Genomic DNA, 16,253 nt, shown 5'->3' with positions numbered 1-16,253 from the left:
CGGTCAGCCGGGCTGCCGCCGCCCGGGCACCACCGCCTCCTCCCGCTCGCGGCCGGCCACCACGTTGCCGCGCAGCAGGTAGGGGCCGGGCCGTGGCCGCGGGGCCACGGGTGCGGGGCCGCCCGGGCCGGCGACGGCGGGCGGCACCGGGACGGTGGCCTGCTCCGGGACGGTGGCCTGCTCCGGGACGACGGCGGGCGCAACGGCGCCGGCCGCGGCGACGGCCCTCCCCGGGCGGCGCCGGCGCAGCAGGAGCCCCGGCCGGCGACCGGCCCCGAGGTCCTCCAGCCAGCCCAGCGCCACGACCGCGCCGAGCAGCAGCACCCAGGTCGCGGCGTGCTCCAGCAGGACCCCGCGGGGCGTGGCGGTGTGGAACGGCGCCAGCGGGGTGAGCGCCAGCGCCGGCGGGGTCAGCACGACCAGGGGGTCGACCCACAGGAAGGCGGTCAACGTGCGGCCGTGGACCAGCGAGAGCACCGGGCGCACACCCCGCACGCGGTCCAGCCCGCGCAGCCACGGGTCCAGCCGCAGCAGCACCAGGACGCCGCCCAGGGAGAACAGCATCGCCGCGGCCGGGTTGGCCTCCAGGCCGTAGGTGCCGTGCAGCTCCTGCTGCGCCAGCGCCAGGCCGATCCCGGCCGCGGTCAGCACGGCCCCGCCGCCCAGCGCGACGCCCGCGGGCACCGTCCGCAGCCGGCCGTCGTGGTGCGCGGCACCCAGCAGCCAGCACCCCGCGTAGGCGCACAGACCCAGCAGGATGTCGGCCGTCGTGCCGAGCGGGTTGGCGATGCCCACGGTGACCAGCCCCATGCAGACCAGCGGCACCGCCATCAGCCGCAGCGGCCACCGCCGGGCGAGCCACACCAGCGGCGGGGTGAGCAGCGCCAGCCACAGGAAGACCCGCACGAACCACAGCGGACCGACCAGCCCGAGCCCGTCGGTGGACACCGGCGGGTCGGCGAGCGGGAACAGCCACAGCCACCCGGTGCGCCAGTCCAGCGGTGCGGAGCCCGCCACGGGGTCGGACTCCCAGCCGCCGAGCGCCATGACGGTGACCACCGCGGCGCCGAACGCCCAGAACGGCAGGAGCAGCGCCGGGGCGGCCCGCCGCAGGTAGGCCCGCGCCGAGCCGGCCGCGTCCAGCCGGGCCGCCGCGGCCGCCCCGCCCGCGGCGAACAGCACGCCGGCTGCGGGGAAGACCATGGCCGACCACGGCCGGGGGTGCGCGCTGGCGGTGAGGACGGCGGCCAGTGCCAGCAGCACCAGCGACTTGACGTAGGTGCTCTCCCGGCGGTTCACGACGGTGTCCCCCCTCGGGTGGCGCTGCTGACGGACGTCCAGACCTGCGGGTCCTCCCCGCCGAGCTGCCAGATCGCGATCCCGCGCAGCCCGGCCGCCACGGCCAGCTGCTGCTTGCGCGCCAGCGAGCGGGCGTCCTCGAACCAGACGGTGTGCTCCCGGCCGCCCTCGGCGTAGCCGAAGGTCCACGCGGCGGCCGCGTCGTCCCACCGCGGCCTCGCCCCCACCCGGTCGGCCAGCGCGAGGGCGTCGACGGCCTGCACGGTGCTGCCGCGGTCGCCCACCCAGTCGTAGCCGTAGGTGGCCAGGCCGAGCATCAGCTTGTGGCGGGGCACGTGCTGCACCGCGTAGGCGACGACGTCCTCCACCCAGCTGGCCGGGGCGACCGGGCCGGCGGGGCTGCCGCTCCAGGCGTGGTCGTAGGTCATCAGCCGCACCTGGTCGGCGATCTGCCCGATCAGCCGGTAGCTGTAGGCCAGCGCGTACGGCGTCTCCTCCGCGTCGCGGGCGGGGACGGCCACGGTGAGCTGCAGGCCGTGGGCGTGCAGGTCGTCCCGCAGCGCGCGCAGGAACTGCGTGAACACCGGCCCGGCCAGCGGCGGCAGGCTCTCGTAGTCGACGTCCACGCCGTCCCAGCCGGAGGTCAGCGCCAGGTCGACCAGGGCCCGCCGGTGGGCCTCGGCGGCGGCCGGGTCGGCGAGCAGCCGGGCGACCGCGTCGCCCTGCCACGCCCCGTCGGCGTAGTTCTGCACCGCCGGGATCACCTGGACGCCGTCCGCGGCGGCCAGCCGCTCCCGCACCTCCGGCGGCGGCGGGGTCACCGCCAGCGAGCCGTCCGGCCGCACCGTCGCCCACGTCGGGCTCACCTCGGTGAGACCGCCCTCGTCGAGCGCGGCCGCCAGGGACGCCGGGGCGCGCTCGTCCCAGACCGGCAGCCAGGCCGCGGCCACCAGCCGGTCCGGCGGGTCGGGGGTCCACGGCCGCAGGACGGCGGTCAGCGCCGCCGCGACCAGCACCGCGACGGCCAGGACGCCGAGCACCACCCGCCGCGTCACGGCCGCACCGCCCCGGGGCGGGCCACCGGCGCCACGAGGGGCTCGTCCACGTTGGCCGTGCGGGCCAGCTTGTCCCAGCCCAGCCGCACCCCGCGCAGCGCCGTCCCCAGGGAGGCGTACAGCAGGTAGGCCCGCAGCGGCTCGTAGACCAGCCGGTACACCGGCACCATCAACAGGTGCGCCGGCCGCTCGCGCAGCAGGTGGACGGCGACCACGGCCAGCACGCCGTAGACGAGGGAGAACGCGCCGAGGTAGCCGAGCACCGGCAGCGGGCCCTGCTCGGCGAGCATCTGCAGGAGCACCACCGCGACGAACGGCGTGAACACCATGGGCATGAGCACGGTGAGCACCGTCATCGGCATGGTGAGCAGGCCCAGCCACCCGTAGCGGGGTCGCAGCAGCATGTCCCGGTGCCGCCAGACGGCCTGCAGGGTGCCGTAGACCCACCGCACCCGCTGGCGCAGCAGCGCGTCGACGGTCTCCGGGGCCTCGGTGAGGGCGATCGCGTCGTCGGCCTGCTCCACCCGCCAGCCGTGCCGGTGCAGCATCAGGGTGAGGTCGCAGTCCTCGGCCAGGGTGGCGTCGCTGTACCCGCCGGCCTCCCGGACGGCGTCGGTGCGCCAGGCGGCGCAGGCGCCGGGGACGACCATGACCGCGTTCAGCAGCGCCGCCGCGGCCCGGTCGACGCCGATCTGGGTGACGTACTCCAGCGCCTGCCACCGGGTGACCAGGTTGCGGGCGTGGTTGCCGACCTTGACCACCCCGGCCACCGCCCCGACGTCCGGGCGGTGGAACCGCGCCATCAGCGCGCCCACCGCCGTCGGGGCCAGCAGCGTGTCCGCGTCGATGGTCACGACGAAGGGCTGGGCGATGCCCGCCATGCCCCGGTTGAGCGCCGCCCACTTGCCGCCGTTGGGCTGCCGCACCAGCCGGACCCGCGGGTCCCCGGCGGCCACCTCGAGGACCCGGTCGGCCGTGGCGTCGCTGCTGCCGTCGTCCACCACGACGACCTGCTCGATCGGGTACCGGGAGGCGAGGACCGTCTGCAGGGTCCGGGCGATGACCAGCTCCTCGTTGTAGGCGGCGATCAGCACGGCCACCGGTGGCCGCGCCGTCGTCGTCCGGCGGCCGGCCGTGCGGGCGCGCAGCAGGGCCAGCACGGTGTTGAGCAGGCCGAAGCCGAGCATCGTGGCGACGGCGACCACGAACAGCACGCGCAGCAGCGAGTCCGGCCAGACGAACACCGCGGTGGCCAGCCACGCGGCCGCGTGGTCCCAGGCCGTCGGCCGGACCTCCCCGGTGCGGGCCCGCAGGTCCGCGGACACCTGCGGCATGGAGGTGAAGGTGTAGCCGGCCGCCCGGGCCTCGCCGACCAGCCGCTCCACGTAGGCGAGGGTCATCGAGCGGTCGCTGCCGCCAGCGTCGTGCAGCAGGACGGTGATGTCGTCCTGTCGGCCCAGCGGCGGCAGCGGGATCTCGCCGGTGCGCTCACCGGAGGCGTAGGCCCAGTCGTGCGGGTCGAAGTCGTGCGAGACGACGGTGTACCCCAGCTGCTGGGCGCGCAGGATGCCCGGGGCGTCGTCCCGCATCGACTCCTCGTCGTCCCCCTCGTACGGGAGACGGAAGTAGGACGCGTAGCGGCCGGTCCCGGCGCGCATGATCCGGTCGGTCAGCGTGATCTCGGCCCGCTCGCGGAACGCCGTGGAGGTGTTGACGTCGATGTGCGTCAGCGAGTGGTTCCCGAGCGCGTGCCCCTCCCGCACGATCCGCCGCATGATCTCCGGGTGGCGGACCATCTGGTCGCCGGTCACGAAGAACGTCGCCGGGACGCCGTGCTCGCTGAGCAGGTCGAGCAGGCGCGGTGTGTACACCGGGTGCGGCCCGTCGTCGAAGGTCAGCGAGACCGTGCGCTGGGCGGTCTCGTCGTAGCCGTGCCGCTGCAGGGCGTACTCCGAGCGGGCGGTCTCCGCGGCGTCCGGCGCGGACAGCGCGGTCACGACCTGGCCGTCGAACGGGTCCTGGCCGTAGGTGACCCCGCCGACCCGGAGCAGCCGGACGACGCGGACCAGCGGCCCCTCCCCGACGACGGGCGGCGCCCCGACCTCGAGCACCGTCGGGCCGTCCGGGACGGGCTCACCGGCCAGGGCGGGGACGGACAGGACGTTCGTCAGCACCACCGCCGCCGCCGCGACGAGGGTGACCAGCGAGGTCAGCAGGACGGCGCGCAGGCGGCGCCAGCGTCTGCCGGAGGGGTTGGCGAAGACGGGCGCCGCGCCGGGTCCGGAGACGGGCGGGCGCCGGGCGGGCGTGGGTCGGCCCATGGGTGGGTTCTTCCTCGGGTGCGGCGAGCAGGGGGACGGGGCGGGCACGGGTGTCCCGTGCGGGGCCGGCCGAGGGCGCGCGGACGGGGCGCGGTGGGTCGGCCGGACGGACGCGCGTCAGCCGGGACGGCAGCCCGGGTCGTCGGCCGCGCCGGCGAGGGCGTCCGCGGAGGTGGTCTCCGGCCGCCCGGCGTACCCGGAGGCCGGCGGCACCGCGGTCGAGGGGAGGACCGCGGCGACCGGGCCGGCGGAGCCGTGCCCGGCCGAGCCGGTGGAGGAGCAGCCCGGCCCGCCGGTCAGCGCACCGCCGGGGGCCACCGGGGCGGTGGGGCCCGGTGGCAGCGGCGGGACGGGCGGCGCGGGCTCCGACGGCGCGACGGGCGCCTCGATGCCGGCGACCGCGGACGGCCCCGGCCCGGTGTCGGTCGCGGTCGCGGACCGGGCAGCGGCGCCCCGGGGTGCGGGCGCGGCCCGGTCCCCCGTACCGGCGGGCTCCCCGTCGGTCGCGCCCGGGGGGCCGAGCTCGGTGGGTGCCGGCCCGGCGGGGACCGGTGCACCGGCGGGGTCGACCGGTGCCGGCAGGTCCCCGGCCGGTGCGGTGGGGTCGGTGACGGTGGGGGCGGTGACGGTGGGCTTCACGTCCGTGGGCCCGGTGACGGTGGGGTCGACGTCCGTGGGCCCGGTGACGGTGGGCACGGCCGGGTCCCCCACGCCCGGGTCCCCCACGGCCGGGGCCTCCACGTCCTGCGCCGGCGCGGCCGGGTCCGACGGGAGCGGGTCGGCGGTGGCCGGGTCCTCCGGCGCGGCGTCGCCGCCGGTCGTGTCCCCGGTCTGCGCCGGGTCGTCCGGCTCCTCAGGAGCGACGGGACCGGGAGTCGTCGTGGGAGCGGGAGTCGTCGTGGGACCGGGAGCCGTGGCGGGCTCCTCCGCCGGGTCGACGTCCCCGTCGCCGACCGGCCCGCCGGTCGACCCGGAGGTCGTCGTGGGTGCGGTGGTCGGCGGGTGGACGGTCGGCGGGTCGGCGGCCGGCGGGTCCGCGGGGACCGGTCCGGCCGGCGCCGGCGTCCCGGCCGGACCGGGGGCGACCGCGGTGCCGGGCCCGCCGGCGTCCGGTGCCGTCGACCCGCTCGGGACGTCGGCGGGCGCCGGCTCGGCGGTCGGCTCGGCCTCCGCCACCGGGGGCGCAGCGGCGGTCCCGGTGGCGCCGGCTGTGTCGGTGACCGGCGACCCGGCACCCCGGTCCCCGGCCCGGCCGCCGTCGTGCGCCGACGCCCGGTCCGCGGCGGCGACCGCCACCAGGAGCCACGCGGCGAGCAGCAGCAGCCCGGCGAGCAGCACCCGCCGGAGCGACGTCCGCCGGGACGACGCCCCGAGGGCGTGCAGCGCGGCGTGGCCGGCCGGCCGCGGCGACGCGGCGGAGCCGCTCCCCCGCGCACCCTCGCCACCCACCACGTCTGCCCTCCCCCGGAGCACGCCGCAGGGTCGAGACCGTGCGCCGCACCGGCTGCAGGCCCGCCCTGATCCGGGGTGCAACCTGCCGCCACGGTCGACACAAGATCAACCGTCCGGCGCGCGGGCGGCCGCGACACCGGGCGTGTCTCACGCAGAGTCAGCGACCTCGGTACTCTCCGCAACCACAACCGGGCCGCTGGGTGGTCGTCCGGTTGCTCTCCGGCAGCACGGGACGCCCGGGGGGAGGACCCGGTCAGCCGGTGGGGCGACGGTCGCGGCTCGTCCACCCCGCCCAGGCCGAGGCCACCATCTCCACCAAGTCGTACCGGCTGCGCCACCCGAGGGCGGCGCGGATGGTGTCGGCCGAGGCCACCACGCGCGCCGGGTCACCGGGCCGGGCCGGGCCGACCACCGGCCGGGACCACGCGTCGTCGGCGGTGCCGGTGACCGACCGGATGGTCTCGACCACCTCGCGGACCGAGGTGCCCTCCCCGCGGCCGACGTTGGCCGTCACCGCCGTCACCCGCCCGTCGGCGAGGGCCCGCGCGGCGGCGACGTGGGCCGAGGCGACGTCGGCCACGTGCACGAAGTCCCGCACGCACGTGCCGTCGGGGGTGGGGTGGTCCCCGCCGAAGAGGACCGGTGGCAGCCCCTGCTCGATCCGCTGGAAGACCATGGGCACGAGGTTGGAGACCCCGCGGTCGGTGAGTGCGGGGGCCGCCGTCCCGGCCACGTTGAAGTAGCGCAGGGTCGCGTGGCGCAGACCCGTCGCGGCCGCGACCTCGGCGACCATCCGCTCCCCGGCGAGCTTCGTCGTCCCGTACGGGTTGACCGGTCGGCAGTCGGTGTCCTCCCGGACGAGGTCGACGTCCGGCGTGCCGTAGACCGCGGCGCTGGAGGAGAAGACGAGGTCGGCGACCCCCGCGGCCACCGCCTCCTCGAGCAGGACCCGCAGCCCCTCGACGTTGTGCCGGTAGTAGAACAGCGGACGGCGGATCGACTCCTCGACCTGCTTCTTCGCGGCCACGTGCACGATTCCGCTGACCCGGTGCTCCTGCAGCGTGCGGCCCACCAGCGGCCCGTCCAGGACGCTGCCCACGACCAGGGGCACGCCCGGCACCCGCCCGGCGTCACCGGTCGAGAGGTCGTCGAGCACGACGACCTGTTCCCCTGCCTCCCGCATCGCGGCGACGACGTGGGCGCCGATGTAACCGGCGCCGCCGGTGACGAGCCAGGTCACCGGGCGGAGGGTAGTCGTCGCCGGGTCAGTGGGCGGAGCCCGCGGTGTCCAGGGCGGCCGGGAGGGCGGCCAGGAAGGCGTCGACCTGGGCGTCGGTGACCACCAGGGACGGCGCCAGCCGCAGCACGCCCGGGGCGACGGCGTTGGTCAGGAAGCCGGCCTCCCGCAGCGCGGCCTCCAGCGCCGGCGCCACGTCGGCGGTGAGCACCACCCCCAGCAGCGCCCCCCGCCCGCGCACCCCGGCCACCCCCGGGTGACCCAGCGCCTCGATGCCGGCGGTGAACCGGTGCTCGAGCTCCTTGGCCCGCTCCAGCAGACCCTCCTCGGCGATGGTGTCCAGCACCGCCAGTGCTGCGGCCGCCGCGATCGGGTTGCCCCCGAACGTCGACCCGTGCGCGCCGGCCGTCATCAGCTCGGCCGCCTCACCGAAGGCCAGCACCGCACCCAGCGGCAACCCGCCACCGACCGACTTGGCCAGCGTCACCACGTCCGGGGCCAACCCGTCGGCCTGGTGGGCGAACCACGACCCGGTCCGACCGATCCCGGTCTGCACCTCGTCCAGCGCGAACAACGCCCCCGCGTCCCGCGCGGCGGCCTGCGCGGCGGCCAGGTAGCCCGGCGGCGCCGGCAGCACCCCGCCCTCCCCCAGCACCGGCTCCAGCAACACCATCGCCGTGTCCTCCGACACCACCGCGGCCAGCGCGCCGGCGTCCCCGTAGGGCACGTGGGTGACCCCGCCGGGCAGCGGCGCGAACGCCGCGGCCTTGCCCGGCTGCCCGGTCAACGCCAGCGCCCCCATCGTCCGCCCGTGGAAGGACCCCTCCGCGGTCACCACCTGCGTGCGCCCGGTCAGCCGGGACAGCTTGAACGCGGCCTCGTTGGCCTCCGCCCCGGAGTTGCAGAAGAACACCCGCCCCGACCGGCCGGCCAGCTCCACCAACCGCTCCGCCAGCGCCACCCCCGGCTCGTGCACCGCCAGGTTCGACACGTGCCCCAACGTCTGCGCCTGCCGGGTGATCGCCGCCACCACCCGCGGGTGCGCGTGCCCGAGGATCGTCGTCGCGATCCCACCCAGCAGGTCGGTGTAGGCCCGCCCGTCCACGTCCCAGACGGTGGCGCCCTCCCCGCGGGCCAGCGCCACCGGCGGCGTCCGGTAGTTGCCCATCATCACCGCCGACCAGCGGGCGGCCAGCGCCTCGGTGCGCTCCCCGCCGGGCGCGGTCACGGCGTGGGCTCCTCGTTCCTGGCCGGCGCCGGTGCGGCCGCGTCGACCGCGGGCAGCACCATCGTGCCGGTGCCCTCGGTGGTGAAGGTCTCCAGCAGGAGCGCGTGCGGCAGCCGCCCGTCGATGACGGTGGCGCGGGAGACGCCGCCCTCCACCGCCCGCAGGCACGCGGCCATCTTGGGGATCATCCCGGAGTGCAGCGTCGGGAGGATCTCGGCGAGCTCGCGGGTGTCGATCTTCTGGACGAGGGACCCGCGGTCCGGCCAGTCGGCGTAGAGGCCGTCGACGTCGGTGAGGACGACGAGCTTGACCGCGCCCAGGGCGACCGCCAGGGCGGCCGCGGCGGTGTCGGCGTTGAGGTTGTGCACCTCCCCGTTCGGGTCGGGCGCGACCGTGGACACCACGGGGATCCGGCCGGCCTCGATCAGGGCCTCGACCGTCGTGGGGTCCACGTCGGCGACGTCGCCGACCAGGCCGACGTCGACCTCCTCGCCGTCCACCACGGCGGTGGTGCGCTGGGCGGTGAACAGGCCGCCGTCCTCCCCGGACAGGCCCACGGCGAAGTGGCCGTGCTGGTTGATCAGGTTGACCACCTCGGGGCCGACCTGGCCGGTGAGCACCATGCGGACCACCTCGATGCTCTCCTCGGTGGTCACCCGCAGGCCCCCGCGGAACTCGCTCTCGATCCCGAGGCGGCGCAGCATGCTGGTCACCTGCGGGCCGCCGCCGTGGACGACGACGGGCAGGATGCCGCAGGTCCGCAGGAACACCATGTCCTCGGCGAACGCCCGCCGGCACTCCTCGTCGACCATCGCGTGGCCGCCGTACTTCACCACGATGACCCGGCCGTGGAACTCCTTGAGCCAGGGCAGCGCCCCGGTGAGCACCTCGGCCCGGAAGCGGTCGCCCTCGGGGTCGTGCCTGCGCATGACCCGGCTGCTGCCGACCCGCCGCCGAGCCGGGCGCGGCGGCGCCTGGTCGCGGAGGTCGAGCGTGACCTCCTCGACGCGGTCGGCGGGTGCCCGGTCGCCGGACCGGACGTCCGCGGGCGCGGGGTCCTGGGCGGCTGCGGTCGGTGCGGGGATGGAGTCGATGCTCATGAGGAGGGGACCAGGTTCTCGTGCACGGAGGTCAGGGACAGGTCGTCGGTCCGGACGGTGGCGGACCGGTCACCGGCGCCGCGGGCGACACCGATCGCGGCCGGAGGACCGCTGCGGGCTCGGCGGCGGCCACGCCGGTCACCCGGGGAGTCCCCGGGCGCGGTGGTGACCGCCACCTCCTGGTGTTCGTCTGCTCCCGGCCGTCCGGATGGGTCGACCGGACGGCTCACGGGGCGACCCCGACCAGGGGCAGGCCGGTGGTCTCGGGCAGGCCCAGGGCCAGGTTGGCGCACTGCACCGCCGCCCCGCCGGTGCCCTTGGTCAGGTTGTCCACCGCCGCGACGACCACGAGCCGGCCGGCGTCGGGGTCCACCGCCACCTGCAGCACGACGGTGTTGGCCCCCAGCACCTGCCCCGTCGTGGGCCACTGACCCTCCGGCAGCAGGTGCACGAACGGCTCGTCGCCGTAGGCCTTCCCGTAGACGGCGCGCGCGGCCTCGCCGTCGACACCGGGCCGCAGCGGCGCCGAGCAGGTCGCCAGGATCCCCCGGCTCATCGGCACCAGCACCGGGGTGAAACTCACCCCGACCGGCCCGCCGGCGGCCTGGGACAGGGTCTGCACCATCTCCGGGGTGTGCCGGTGCACCCCGCCCACCCCGTAGGCGCTCACCGACCCCATCACCTCACTGCCCAACAGGTGCGGCTTCACCGCCTTGCCCGCCCCTGACGTGCCGGTGGCCGCGACCACCACCACCTCCGGCTGCACCAACCCGGCCGCCAACGCCGGCGCCATCGCCAGGGTCACCGACGTCGGATAACACCCCGGCACCGCGATCCGCCGCGCCCCGACCAGCCGCTCCCGCTGACCAGGCAGCTCCGGCAACCCGTACGGCCAGGTCCCAGGGTGCGGCGTGCCGGCGGGCCCGCCGCCGTACCACCGCGCCCACGCCGCCGGGTCGTTCAACCGGTGATCCGCGCCGCAGTCGACCACCAGCGTGTCCTCCGGGAGCTGCGCGGCGATCCCCGCGGACTCCCCGTGCGGCAACGCCAGCACCACCACGTCGTAGCCGGCCAGGTCCCCCGCCCCGCTGGGACGCACCTCCATGTCCGCGAACGGCAACAGGTGCGGGGCCACCTCCCCCAGCCGCCGCCCGGCACTGCTGTTGGCGTGCACCCCGGCCAGCCGCAGGGCCGGGTGCCCGGCCAGCAACCGGCACACCTCACCCCCGGCGTACCCGGTGGCGCCGGTGACCCCGACCGTCCACGTCCGCCCCGTACTCACGCTGAGTGACAGTACCCGGGGTGGCGTCCCGCGTGTCGTCGTCCGGAGACGTGACCCCCGGGCGGACCCGGGCCCTCACCTCCCGGCGGACGAGGCCGGAAAACCGGGCCTGAGCACGGCCGGGACACCCGCGGGACACGGCGGGTTCACCCAGTCGAGGCACCCCGTGCACGTGCCACCACCATCGGGCGACACGCCGTGCCGACTACTCCGGGTGATCTGGTACCTGCCCGGTGTCGTGAGGTGGGGTTGCGCGGCGGCGGCCCGGGGGCGCCGCGGTCAGGACAGCGCACCGACCTCACGGAGGACCTCCAGGACCTCCGGCAGGTCGGCGAAGGACTCCTCGACGTCCTCGGGGACGACGACGGAGTGCGCGTTGGTCGCCACGTACTCGGCCAGGGCGGCGTCGAAGGCCTCCGCGCCGACCCGCTCGCGGGCCTCGACCAGCGCGGCGCCGCCGAGGGTGTAGACGGTGTCGTAGTAGACGTCGCTGGGCCGCCGGAACCCCTCGGCGAAGTAGCTCATCGACCCACCCACCGGTGGGGCGTCCCCGTCCGCCAGCTCCGCGTAGGACGGCCCGTCGCCGTCGGCCACCGACTGGGCGAACGTCGCGAACGACTCGTCCAGCCACGGGTGCTCGCCCTGGTCGTTGCCCACCCAGCCGTAGAACCACATGTGCGCCAGTTCGTGCGTCACCAGACCGCGGCGCTGCCCGGGGTCGACGTCACCGAACTGCAACGCCCCCGGGAACTCGATGCCGCTGCTCTGGCTGGAGAGCACCACGACCCACAGGTCCTGGTAGGGCAGCGGACCGAGCAGGTCGACCAGGCCACCGGTGGACTCCTCGATCTGGTCCAGCCAGTCCTGCGGGCCGGCCTGCTCGACCTCCCGGTCCAGGCCCACGTGCACCCGCGTCCCCCCGACGGTCCGCTCGGCCACGTCGAGGTCGCCGACGGCGACGGCGACGTCCCGCACCGCCGGGGCGGTGAACGAGTGGGTGGTGGTCCCGTCCGGCCCCTCCTCGGTGCCGTCGGCGGCGCCGGTGCCGAGGACGTCGTAGCCCGAGGGCGCCACGACCTCCAGCGACCGCAGCGCGAAGTCCTCGCTGACGGCCGTCTCGCCGATTACCGGGACCGCCGGACCACGTTCCCACCCGCGCCCGCGCTCCCACGCCAGCAGCGGGAACGCCGTGGCGAACCAGGCCACCTCCGCGCCGGCGGAGCTCCCCACCCGCTCGTTGACCTGCTCGCCGAGCACCAGGTCGAAGGCCAGCTCGGCGGTGACGGTCTCCCCCGCCGCGAGGCACTCCGGCAGCGGCACCTCGACGAGGGTGCCCGGCGCACCCTCCGGCGCACCGGCGGGCACGTCCGTGGAGGCGACGTCACGGCCGTCCACGCGGACGCCGGTCACGGCGAGCGCGCTGCCCGCGAGCGCGGTGGCCGGCTTGTTCACCCAGGACCGGAAGACCAGCTCGCAGGTGTCCAGGTCCGGGGTGAACTCGACGACCTCGCGGCCGGACGCCGAGGCGAGATCGGGGGCCATCTCGAAGCGGAGGTCCACCACCGGCCGGTCGGGCCACGGCTCGGCCACCTCGGCAGCGCTACTTTCCGGCGCCGACCGGTCGCGGGGCTCGTCCGGGACACCCGACGTGCACGCGCCGGTCACCAGGACCGAGGACGCCAGGCCAGCCGCGAACCACCGTCGACCTCCGCGCATCCCCGTCCTCGTGGGTCCCTCGACCGGACACCTGCCGGCCGCACCACCCGTGTTGACGCGCCGGGGGACCAGGACGTTCCCCCACGGGGGGTGGCGACCGTGACCCTCCCCCATCGGCAGCCGGGTCGGTGTCCCCGGGACGGGTGGGGCCGATGGGACAGCTGTGACTGACCGTTATCTGGCGGATGCGCAGCGCATGTGTAAACCTCGATCCGTCACTGAGCAATCACAGTCCGTCGCCACAGTTCGGCGGACGTCCGGAGGACCACTCGTGCGCAGCTCCCTCTCCACCGTCGGCCGGCGAGCCGGTGTGCTCACCGCCGCCGTCCTCGTCACCCTGTGCACCGCCGCGTGCGACCCCGCCGCGGTCCGGCTCGACGCCGCGGGTGCGACCGACGCGGGCGAGGTGAGCAGTCAGGCCGTGACCGAGCAGCCGGCCCCGGACGGGCCGGCCGGCGCCACCGTCCCGGTCCCCGTGCCGTCCGGGACGCCGGCCGGGACCCAGCCGCACACCCAGCCGCAGGTGCAGCCGCAGGTGCCGGAGGACCTGCCGGAGCAGCCGGGCGTGCCGGAGAGCCCCGCCGGCGGGTCCACCGGGGCCGCGGCCGCCGGCCGGTCCGCGTCCGCGCCGGTACCGGTCCCCGTCCAGGCCGCACCCACGGTGCCCGAGCGTCCGGCGGTGGAGGACCGGGGACACCGCAAGCGCGACCGCTCGGCCCCGGCGGCAGGCTCGGCTGCGGCGGCCGGGCCCGGCGCCCGGTCGTCCGGCTCTCCGGCGTCCGGCTCCGAGGCGTCCGGCTCCGTGGCGTCCGGCTCCGGGGCGGGCACGGCCGCGACCCAGGACGGCACCTCCTCCTCGGGCGCGGGGGGGACCTACACCAACCAGGGGCGCCGGACCCACAGCGCCGCCGGGCACACGGGGGCCTACCTCCGCTACGCCGCGGGCGTCGACCCGGCCCGACCGGTCGGGCTGGTCGTCTACGTCGACGGCACCGGCGAGTTCGGCATCGACAACCCCGACTCCGCCTACGCGCTGGGCGGCTCGTCGGGGCTGGTCGCCACCAGCCGGGCGCGGAACATGGTCACGCTGGCCGTGGCGAGCCCCAACCGGAGCTGCAAGTGCTGGCACGAGGGTGACACCGCCGGCTACGCCGACTTCCTGGCCGCCCTGGTCGAGGAGCACCTCGCCGCGTACCCCGTCAGCGAGGTGTGGCTGGCCGGCTTCTCCTCCGGCGCGCAGGAGATCACCCGGTTCCTGGTGCCGCGCCACCCGGAGCTGATGCGCCTGGGCGGCGGCTGGGTGGTGTTCGGCGGCGGCGGCCCGCCGGCCGGCAGCGCCTCGGCCGTGACCGCCGCCAGCATGGCCGGGGTCCGCGGCCACTGGTTCACCGGCACCGCCGACACCGCCGTCCCGCTGACCGCCACCTACGGCGCGCAGGCCGGGGAGCGGTGGTACGCCGCCCGCGGCGTGGCCACCTCGCGCGACTTCCCGCAGGGTGTCGGGCACGCGCTGGACGGCCGGCTGGGCAGCACCGTCGGGCGGCTGATCGACGCCTCCTGACACCGGCCCACCGGGCGAGGGCCGGTGTCCGTCACGGACGGGCGGCCTGCAGCACCCGGTCGACGAGGTCCTGGGTGAGGTCGGCGGCGGCGTCGACACGGACGTCGGCCGGCACCGGCAGCCCGCTGTCGGTGTACCAGTCCGGGGTGGCCTCCGGGTGCGGGCCGACAACGCCGACCGCGCCGCGGCCGAACGGCGCGACCACCGCGGCCGGGAGCCCGTTGTCGTACGTGGCCAGCACCTCCGCCGGCCCGCGGGCCGGGTCCAGGTCGAACCACGGGCCGTCCTGGAAGAAGACCTGGCGGCGGCGCCCGGCCCAGGTCACCGTGACCAGGCTGTCTCCGTCGTGGTCGGGGCGGGCGCCGGGTGAGGAGATGAACCGGTCGGTGTCCCCGGGGAGCAGCCCGAACCCGGGCGTCTCCCCCGCCAGGTAGCCGCCCAGACAGAAGCCGAGGTAGCCCCCGCCGGACCGGACGAACTCCCGGACGGCGTCGGCCGACCGCTTCACCTTCCGGTGCGCCCGCCGCAGCTCGCCGCCGCCGGGCTGGGCGTAGAGCCGGGCGGTGGCGAGCACGGAGGGCTCCACCGGCAGCTCCTCGCGCGGGCCGACGAACCGGACCTCCAGGCCCCGGCGGCCGCGGCGCAGTGCGTCGGCCACCGCCTCCGGGCACCCCGGTGTGGACGCCGGCCCGCGGTAGACCAGCGCCAGGTCAGCGCCGGCGCGCACCGGCCCCCTCCGTCAGCGACTGCACCCGGCGGCGCACGACCCCCGTCGTCCGGGCGACGACCTCCTCCAGGGGGCCTCGCGCGTGGTACCGGCTCCAGAGCAGCGCGAAGGAGACGACCAGCGCGATGTGCACGAGCAGACCCGTGACCCCACCGGGGAGCACCGCCAGCCCCAGCACGTGCAGGGAGTAGAGGGTCAGCGTCATGCTCCCGGCGGCGGCCAGCGGGCGCAGCAGCGCGGTGGTCGTCCGGCCGAGGAGGATGCAGACGCCGAGGACGACCAAGCCCAGCCCGATGGTGGACGCGAGGTCCAGCGGCGTGGTGGAGTGCGGCGCCAGGGTCGCCAGCCACCACGCGGTGTCCGTCGGCGTCGTCCCGCTCCAGCCGACCGCCAGGGCCTCGCCCAGCTGGGCCGAGGTCATCCCCGACGCGGTCGAGGCCGCCGCCAGGTCCGCGCGGCCCCCGAGGACGTCGAGCAGCAGCCACGACGTCAGCTGCGCGGCCGCGACCAGCCCGGCCCCGGTCAGGGTGAGCAGCGCCACCGTGCGCCGTGAGGTCAGCAGCGCGCGCCCGACCGCCAGCCCGGCGCAGAGGTAGGCCATCCAGGGCAGGGCCGGGTACACGCCGGTCAGCGCCAGCTCGCGCAGCGTCTGACCGGGGTCGCCGAGCAGGGCGCCGAACGTCAGGTTGGGCACGGTGTCCCGCACCGGTGTGCCCGACCGCGACCAGTGGCTGAGCAGCGGCACCGCCACGGCGATCGTCGCGGCGAGGGCGACCAGCGCGCGGCTGGACAGGCCGATCAGCGGGATCGCGAGGACGAACAGCAGCGCGTAGTAGGGCAGGATCACCGCGGCGTAGTCGGCGGGGACCACCGAGCCGAGCAGCAGACCGACCGCGCCGATGAGCAGCGCCCGGACCAGCAGCGCGGCCGCGTACCCCGGCCAGGTCCGCGTGGTCGGCCGCACGCGGCGGCCGGTGGCGAACGCGACGCCGACGCCGGCCAGCAGGGCGAACAGGGCCGCCGACTTCCCCGCCGACAGCGTCCAGGCCAGGGAGACGTCGCCGTCGGCGTCGACGGAGTCGATGGTGTGCACGGCCATCATGCCGAACAGCGCGATCCCGCGGGCCGCGTCGATGCCGATCAGGCGGGCGTTCGACCGCTGCGCCGGCGCCGTGCTCGACGGGGTGCCCGCGACGTCACCCGGCTGAGCCGGGTCGCAGGCGTGGGCGAGGTCCGCGGCCCCGGCCGGGGTGCCCCCCGGCGCGGTCGGCACGC

Annotated in this window: 12 protein-coding genes; 1 reads left to right on the top strand and 11 read right to left on the bottom strand. The window is 76.8% G+C overall.

Annotation, left to right across the window (positions count from 1 at the left end; all coding sequences use genetic code 11):
- Positions 1–3: 3 nt before the first annotated feature.
- From RTG05_RS01945 to RTG05_RS01905, 9 genes are all read right to left on the bottom strand, one after another.
- The gene (locus RTG05_RS01945) at positions 4–1,299 is read right to left on the bottom strand and encodes an acyltransferase family protein (protein ID WP_166527230.1); all 1,296 of its coding nucleotides are present in this window, start codon (positions 1,297–1,299) and stop codon (positions 4–6) included.
- The gene (locus RTG05_RS01940) at positions 1,296–2,354 is read right to left on the bottom strand and encodes a glycosyl hydrolase family 18 protein (RefSeq protein ID WP_166527229.1); all 1,059 of its coding nucleotides are present in this window, start codon (positions 2,352–2,354) and stop codon (positions 1,296–1,298) included. Before RTG05_RS01940 ends, RTG05_RS01945 begins: the two co-directional genes overlap by 4 nt.
- Positions 2,351–4,675 (bottom strand): bifunctional polysaccharide deacetylase/glycosyltransferase family 2 protein, encoded by a 2,325-nt coding sequence (locus tag RTG05_RS01935; RefSeq protein WP_166527228.1) that lies wholly within the window; start codon positions 4,673–4,675, stop codon positions 2,351–2,353. Before RTG05_RS01935 ends, RTG05_RS01940 begins: the two co-directional genes overlap by 4 nt.
- A 117-nt stretch (positions 4,676–4,792) precedes the next feature.
- Positions 4,793–6,127: a hypothetical protein gene (locus RTG05_RS01930; RefSeq protein ID WP_315912235.1), complete on the bottom strand. Its 1,335-nt coding sequence runs from the start codon at positions 6,125–6,127 to the stop codon at positions 4,793–4,795.
- A gap of 253 nt (positions 6,128–6,380) precedes the next feature.
- A complete protein-coding gene (gene galE, locus RTG05_RS01925) occupies positions 6,381–7,367 on the bottom strand; it encodes a UDP-glucose 4-epimerase GalE (protein ID WP_166527225.1) in 987 nt (328 codons plus the stop codon).
- A gap of 25 nt (positions 7,368–7,392) precedes the next feature.
- Complete coding sequence (locus RTG05_RS01920; protein WP_315912234.1) at positions 7,393–8,592, bottom strand: acetylornithine transaminase; 1,200 nt, start codon at positions 8,590–8,592, stop codon at positions 7,393–7,395.
- Entirely contained in the window at positions 8,589–9,692 is a 1,104-nt protein-coding gene (gene argB / locus RTG05_RS01915) for an acetylglutamate kinase (RefSeq protein ID WP_315912233.1), read from the bottom strand. The genes RTG05_RS01920 and argB overlap by 4 nt, the downstream gene beginning before the upstream one ends.
- A gap of 226 nt (positions 9,693–9,918) precedes the next feature.
- Positions 9,919–10,974, bottom strand: a complete 1,056-nt coding sequence (gene argC, locus RTG05_RS01910; protein ID WP_166527224.1) for an N-acetyl-gamma-glutamyl-phosphate reductase — start codon at positions 10,972–10,974, stop codon at positions 9,919–9,921.
- 279 nt (positions 10,975–11,253) lie between these two features.
- The gene (locus RTG05_RS01905) at positions 11,254–12,564 is read right to left on the bottom strand and encodes a M1 family aminopeptidase (RefSeq protein ID WP_166527223.1); all 1,311 of its coding nucleotides are present in this window, start codon (positions 12,562–12,564) and stop codon (positions 11,254–11,256) included.
- A gap of 397 nt (positions 12,565–12,961) precedes the next feature.
- Here RTG05_RS01905 and RTG05_RS01900 point away from each other — a divergent pair, with 397 nt between their 5' ends.
- The gene (locus RTG05_RS01900; RefSeq protein WP_166527222.1) at positions 12,962–14,251 is read left to right on the top strand and encodes a hypothetical protein; all 1,290 of its coding nucleotides are present in this window, start codon (positions 12,962–12,964) and stop codon (positions 14,249–14,251) included.
- 31 nt (positions 14,252–14,282) lie between these two features.
- On the opposite strand, the gene RTG05_RS01895 is transcribed toward RTG05_RS01900, so the two are convergent.
- Both RTG05_RS01895 and RTG05_RS01890 read right to left on the bottom strand, forming a co-directional pair.
- Positions 14,283–14,978: a BPL-N domain-containing protein gene (locus RTG05_RS01895; protein ID WP_208104748.1), complete on the bottom strand. Its 696-nt coding sequence runs from the start codon at positions 14,976–14,978 to the stop codon at positions 14,283–14,285.
- Positions 14,962–16,251 (bottom strand): heparan-alpha-glucosaminide N-acetyltransferase domain-containing protein, encoded by a 1,290-nt coding sequence (locus tag RTG05_RS01890; RefSeq protein ID WP_166527221.1) that lies wholly within the window; start codon positions 16,249–16,251, stop codon positions 14,962–14,964. The genes RTG05_RS01895 and RTG05_RS01890 overlap by 17 nt, the downstream gene beginning before the upstream one ends.
- Positions 16,252–16,253: the final 2 nt, after the last annotated feature.

The organism is Geodermatophilus sp. DSM 44513, from assembly GCF_032460525.1.
In the GTDB taxonomy this organism is placed as follows: domain Bacteria; phylum Actinomycetota; class Actinomycetes; order Mycobacteriales; family Geodermatophilaceae; genus Geodermatophilus.
Note: the sequence above shows the minus strand (reverse complement) of the source record. Positions and strands in the feature narration are given on the sequence as shown.